We start from the raw sequence: 6,813 nt of genomic DNA, 5'->3' as shown, positions 1-6,813 counted from the left end.
TGAATCTTCGTATATAGGTTCATGTGTCATGTTGGAGTAGCATAGGATGTTGTGACGTTCCAGGGTTCCAAAGATTTTCAATATATTTTCCCTTATAGGCAAGTTACTGTATAAAACAAATTTAAAACCAATAAATCTATAATAGTCTTTTTTCATTATCTATTTACTTTTATTTTTTCAATTTCATAAATATAATTTTCATATAATTCTTTAGTAGCAGCACTCAGATCTATTCCCAATTCACGCTTAAAATCTTTGGATATACTTTTGTAATGTTCCTTAAAATTAGTGTAATCTTTTATATTTACATAAATACGAAGTAATTTTTCATGAATTTCCTCAATATAGGGATCTCTTTTAAGTATTCCTTTTAAATAAGGAATTGCTTCACTATATTTTCCTTCTCCCATATAAAAATCTGATATTCTTCTAAGGATGTTCATATATATCTTACTAAATCGTTCCTGTTCATTTTTCGCCCAATAATAGTCATTTTCTTCTAGATATTCTCCTCTGTATAATTGAATTGTTTCTTTTAATAATTGTTCATTTTCACTATTTATTTCAATATTTCCATTAAATATCTTCTCAAATTCTTCAATATCCAAAAACATTGTGTCCATATGAAATCTATACATTTCATTAGAATACATAATTCCTTGATGAAGGTTTATAGATTTTAATCCACTTCTTACATAATATATATTTGTATGTAAAAGCTTAGTTGCTTGTTCTTCTTCTTTATACTGCCAAAGTTCTTCAATTATTTTGGATTTATGTACGAACTTGCCCCTATTATGTACAAGGTATGCAGCAAGCTCCTTTGCTTTAGAAGTACGCCATTTAATACTTTTTTCATTTCCTATTATTTCAAAGTTTCCAAAGCATAAGATTTTATTTTCTTCCTTATTTTTATTTAGTTCAATCATATGTTTATTTCTTTTTAAAACCCGTTCCAAACTCTTATCTAATCTTCTTTTTAGTACGGGCTTCATAACATAATCTATGGCATCCACTTCAAATGCATCCACTGCATAATCATTGTAAGCTGTAACAAATACTATTTGAATATCCTTGTCTATTTCTAATATTTTCTCTGCCCCTTCAATGCCTTTCATCTTTGGCATTTCAATGTCTAAAAAAATCAAATGTACTTTTTCCTTTTTAATTTCTTCAAAAGCTTTAGTTATATCTGTATATGCTCCTACAATCTCAATGTAATCATATCCTTTAAGAAGACGTTCTAAATTCTTTAATGCTGGTCTTTCATCATCCACTAGTATGGTTCTAATCAAAACCCTCACCTCTCTTAATTGGAATCTTAATAGAAACGATGGTACCCTTTCCAATTTCACTCTCAATTTCAATTCCATATCCGTAAATGCGTTTGAATCTTTTGGTTACATTTCTAAGGCCTACACTTTTTCCTTTGAAGTTCTCCCTCAAAATAGTTTTCAATTTTTCCTTAGATATACCAATCCCATCATCTTCCACTTTAATGATAATAAAATCACCCTTTTCTTTAATAGAAATTTTTATATTTCCCCCTTCTTCCTTTTTCAATATTCCATGCTTTACTGCATTTTCTACGATGGGCTGTAAAAGGAGTGTAGGTATCATAAAGTTAATGGGGTCCACATCATATTCACAGTTTATTCTTTCCTCAAATCTAGCTTTCTCAATAGCTAGATAAGACTGTATAAACTCCATTTCCTTTTCAATTCTAACAAATTTATCCAGATTGCTAAAATCGAAACTACTTCTTAAGTAATTGCTCAATTCTGTAATCAGGTCTGCTGCCTTTTCAGGGTCTGTATAGCAAAATGATATAATTGTATTTAATGCATTGTATAAGAAATGTGGTTTTATTTGTGCCTGTAAAAATGCCATTTCCGCATGAATTCCGTGCTGAACGGATTTTTTCAGTTGAAGAAGCGTCTTTGCACGAGCTTTTAATTCATCCATTTCAAAGGGCTTTGGTAAAAAATCATTGGCTCCAGATTCAAATCCTGTGAAAATAGCTTCTGGATTATTCTGAGCTGTAAGCATAAGGACAGGTAACTCATAAATAGAATATTTCTCACGAATCCTCTTACATACTTCGTATCCTGACATTTGTGGCATCATAATATCCAAAATCACAAGGTCTATTTCTTTATTTTTTGAAATCATATCCAATGCCTCCATACCCTTGGTAGCTCTAATAACAGAATATTTTTCAGTAAAGAGTATATTCCCAAGAGAATGTAAATTCACAGGCTCATCGTCCACTATCAATACGGTAAACTCTCCTCCATCCTGAATACTTACTCCTCCTTGGGAAGATAGGCCCTGTAAATTATATTCCTCAATTGATACTTCCTTTTTAGGGTTACTATTTTTATCTTTATATTCACTAATTGGCAGAGTAAATGTAATTTTTGACCCTTTTTTCACCTCTGATTCTACCCATATTTTTCCTCCCTGTATTTCTACAAGCTTTTTTGTAACACTAAGACCTAGACCAGTACCTCCATAAGATTGGGTTAAAGATCCATTCCCCTGTTCAAAGGGTTTAAAAATTTCTTCCAATTTCTCTTTTGATATTCCAATCCCCGTATCTTCTACACTTATTTCCATTATGTCATTGTTTTCTACAGCGGAAATAATTATTTTACCATTATGTGTAAACTTCACCGCATTTCCTAATAAATTATATATAACCTGTATTATTCGGTCCTCATCTCCATAAACAAAAGGAATATCCCTAGACAAATTATTTACTAATATAATTTCTTTATTTGTAATCAGATGTTTTTGTACAGCCAATACCTTCTGTACAATCTGTTGTAGATCAACACTTTTTTTATTAAGATTTATATCTCCATATTTTAATTTTGAATAATCCAATATATCATTCACAAGATTTGCAAGTCTTCTGCCACTTGATATTACCAAGGACAAATTTTCTCTTTGTTTTTGGCTTATCTGCCCTTCCATACTTTGTAAAAGAGATTCTGTAATACTAATTATACCATGGAGGGGTGTTCTTAATTCATGGGAGGTATTTGCAAGAAACTCATCTTTGAGCTTATTCAATGAAATCATTTTATCAGATAATTCCTCCACTTCATCAAATGTCTTTGCATATCTTGCTGCCAAAATATATGCTTGAATTAATAACATGATAAATGTTGTAAAACCTATCAGTCCACCTGGCTTACTTTCAACCACATTTAAATAATATAAACAGTCATGTATATAAGTTAGAAAAAAAAGTATGATTCCTAAAAATAATAAAGTTGCACCCTGCTTTTTTCTATATACAGCTCTGATAACAGAAATTAATATATTATAGGATATGATTCCTACGAAAATTTCAATAAGAATTACATACTCTGTATAAATATGTATAGGTGTAAGAATTATAACGCCTGTAATCATAAATGATATATAAACAAAAATCTTTACAATCTTATTTGAAGATTGGTGTAAATATACCTCATTAATAAAAACAAACCATATGGTTCCTCCCCAATAAACAGTCATGTATTCAATAAATATGAGGAGATTAAAATCTATAGTAGGAATTAAAGTAGTAATAAAATATTCTCCAGTAAAAAGAATTCTTACGGACATTCCTAAAAGGGCTATGATAAAGTATAAAACGGATTTATTTCTCCTTTGTAGCCAGTATATGGCCACATGATAAAGGATCATACTAAAGACAGCACCAAAGAGAAGCATTTCCCTTCTTGCAGAATTTTCTTTTTTTCTTATTATTTGTTCCATTAAACCTAAATCTATAGAGTGCCAAAATCCACCTCTAGCATAGGTATAATTTGATATTTGTACAATAATTTCAAATTCATTAGAATCATTTTTAAAATGAGCAATCTTTGGTTTATACTCAGGTATAGTAGTATCTTTACTTTTCCCAACAATTCCACTGGTTGCAATAGTCTCCCCATTGACCATAAGTTTATAAGCAGTAGATTGGGTCAATATTTTTAACCCCTTTAAATCATCTCTATTATTTGTTTTTACTTTTAATCGATAGGTGGCATATCCTTTCCCTGGAAATTTTTCCTTGTTTATTTTATATTTATTCCATACCTTAGGTACATGAAAATATCCAGTAGGTTTATACACTTTCTCTCCCTTATGAAAATCATCATAGGTAAGAAGTTCATTCCAATAAAATTCCCACTCACCATCTAGCTGTATAGGACCATCCTTTTGAAAATCCCACTGAGTAAGATCTAATAAGCCTTTTTTAGCTATGGGAATTTTTTTCTGTTCATCAGAATGAGTGATACAGATAAAAATTATACTTATCAGTAAAATAAATATGAAAATACTGTATTTTTTATTTATAAAAGATTTCATTTATAAACCGCCTTTATAATCTTTGTCTTCCTATGTAAATTATTATTTTTTTATTCATTTTATTTTACCAATTTTATCCCGTAAATTACAAGCTCTATATAAAATATAAAAGCAGATGGCCATTAGAAGCCATCTGCTTTTATATTTTATCATATTCTTATGAGAATCATCATATGAAATTTGTCCTACAATCCCTATTATTTAAATTAAAAATATGCTGTATTACTCTTAGAGGAAAGTTTTCCATCATCATTTCCTATATTTCTAAGGGTTGGTCTATCAGCTCCTGATTTTATTTCCCATATATTTGTGAAGTCCCAACTACTTCCATCTATTACATTCCAATGATTGTTATCTTGGTAAAATTCTTTTAATTTAAATTGTTCTGATGTAATATTTGCACCTTCATTAGAATTGATACCAGGCGTAATACTTTGCACACTTCCATTTTTCTCAATACTCATAGTTACATTCCCATAGTTATTTTTAGCATTAAACATATATTCTCCACAAATTCTACCTATTTTAGGCATCTTATCAGTCCATAGCCCAGAAATTTTCCCATTATAGGCAATAGAATTATATGTTTTAGAATAACGGCCGTTCCCTGTCAATCCTCCTACAAGTAATTCTCTACCATCCTTTAATGTTCTTCCTTTTACACTTCCTGTTGCGTAGGTATTATTTAGGATAGAAGCGTCAAAATTTCCTAATAAACCACCTGCGTAAACACTATCTCCCCCATCATTTACAGTAACATTTCCTGTTGCATATGAGTCACTTATTTGACTCATACGTAAACTTCCTACCAATCCTCCTGCATTGATATATTTACCTCCATTTACAATAACATTTCCTGTTGCATAGGATTTTTTTATATACATACCATCTCTTGGTGCATCATAATTATTCAAATTAAAACTACCTACTAAACCTCCTACCACAATCTGCCCTGCTTTATCTCCAGCTACAGTAATATTTCCTGTTGCATGAGAATTTTCTATTGTACCGCCGGACATCTGAGCTCCTACTAAGCCACCTGCAGTAATATCTTTTCCCGTAATATTAACACTTGCATTAGATTTAGAGATAGTAATAGTTGGACCTCCAATCGGACTTGCACTTACATATGCCACTAATCCTCCTACAAGACCGCTATCTGAATCAATAGTTCCGTTTACACTACAATTGATCATTTTAAATTCTTTTTTGTCCCTACAGTCAATATAACCTACTAATCCTCCTGCGCGTGCATACTGTCCTTTATTCAAAATTTTTATATTATTTAATGTTAGGTTTGTTATTTGTCCCTCACTTACGGTTGCAAACAATCCAGCTTTATAACGGTACTCATTCGCATTAATGTATAAGTTACTGATGCTATATCCTGAACCATCAAAGTTTACAGCAAAAGAATTCCTGGAATCTCCGATTGGATCAAAACCATGTCCATCACTGTCTTTTGATAAAGCATCTTTTAATAGTTCACCTTTATCATTATCTCTATCTACATCTAGTAAATCTTTCCCTGTTGGGTTCTCATAGCTATTATCCTTAGCAAAATCTAGATTTTTACTTAACTTATAATAGCTATTAAGGGCATAATTTTTTATTTCATAACCGTTGACCCTATCAGCCTGTTCTCCTCTACCAACAGCTATTAAGTCCTCTATACTTTCAATGATAAATGGATCATCGTTTGTTCCTGAGCCATTCATTTCGCCTTTTTTTGCATATATTGTATGAATTTTTGTCTTTATATTATGATTATTTTTATCTATGGCTACCAAAAATACTTTATATTTTCCATCGCCTGTCAGCCCAGTTATATTTGTTGTTACTTCTGTATTAGCTTCATTTACTAATATGGTTTTATTGTTGTCTATAATATCATTTACAACAGGTGTAGAAGCATCTGTGGCATTGTATACTAAATAGTAAACTGTAGATGATCTATCAAGCTTTACTATTAAGTCAAAACTATTTGGTGTTATATTTTGTACTTTCGGATAAGCATTAACAAACTGCATTTCTATTATATATTTTGCTGTAAATACTTGGGATATATTTCCTGCTTCATCAACTACAATTGCTTTTAAAGTTGTAGTTTCATTTATTGTAATTGTACCTTCATATTTATTACTTTTTTGTGTTGGGTCACTTCCATCTATTGTATAGTAAATAGTTGAATCTTTTTCTCCTGTTAATACTATATTTTGCTCTTTATTATAGATTCCTGTTCCTATATTTGCTGTAGGTGCATTTGGCGCTATCTTATCTATTGTATATGTTGCTTCAAATATACTTGATTTGTTTCCTGCCTTATCTACTACAATTGCCTTTAGGGTCGTTGTTTTACTTATTGTAATTGGCCCTTCATATTTAGTGCTTTTTTCTGTTGGTTCACTTCCATCTATTGTATAGTAAATAGTTGAATCTTTTTCT

General features: G+C 30.7%; 3 protein-coding genes. All 3 read right to left on the bottom strand.

Going from position 1 to position 6,813, the window contains the following annotated elements; genetic code table 11:
- Positions 1–155: 155 nt before the first annotated feature.
- Positions 156–1,295 (bottom strand): response regulator, encoded by a 1,140-nt coding sequence (locus tag N4A57_RS17130; RefSeq protein WP_293659295.1) that lies wholly within the window; start codon positions 1,293–1,295, stop codon positions 156–158.
- On the bottom strand, positions 1,288–4,368 hold the full coding sequence (locus N4A57_RS17125; RefSeq protein WP_293659294.1) for a hybrid sensor histidine kinase/response regulator: 3,081 nt from the start codon (positions 4,366–4,368) through the stop codon (positions 1,288–1,290). Before N4A57_RS17125 ends, N4A57_RS17130 begins: the two co-directional genes overlap by 8 nt.
- A 206-nt stretch (positions 4,369–4,574) precedes the next feature.
- A partial coding sequence (locus N4A57_RS17120; protein ID WP_293659293.1) for a chitobiase/beta-hexosaminidase C-terminal domain-containing protein occupies positions 4,575–6,813 on the bottom strand: 2,239 nt, incomplete at its 5' end.

Origin of the sequence: Anaeromicrobium sp. (genome assembly GCF_025210435.1) — a bacterium.
In the GTDB taxonomy this organism is placed as follows: Bacteria; Bacillota; Clostridia; order Peptostreptococcales; family Thermotaleaceae; genus Anaeromicrobium.
The sequence above is the reverse complement of the archived record's forward strand: the minus strand, read 5'-3'. Positions and strand labels throughout refer to the sequence as shown.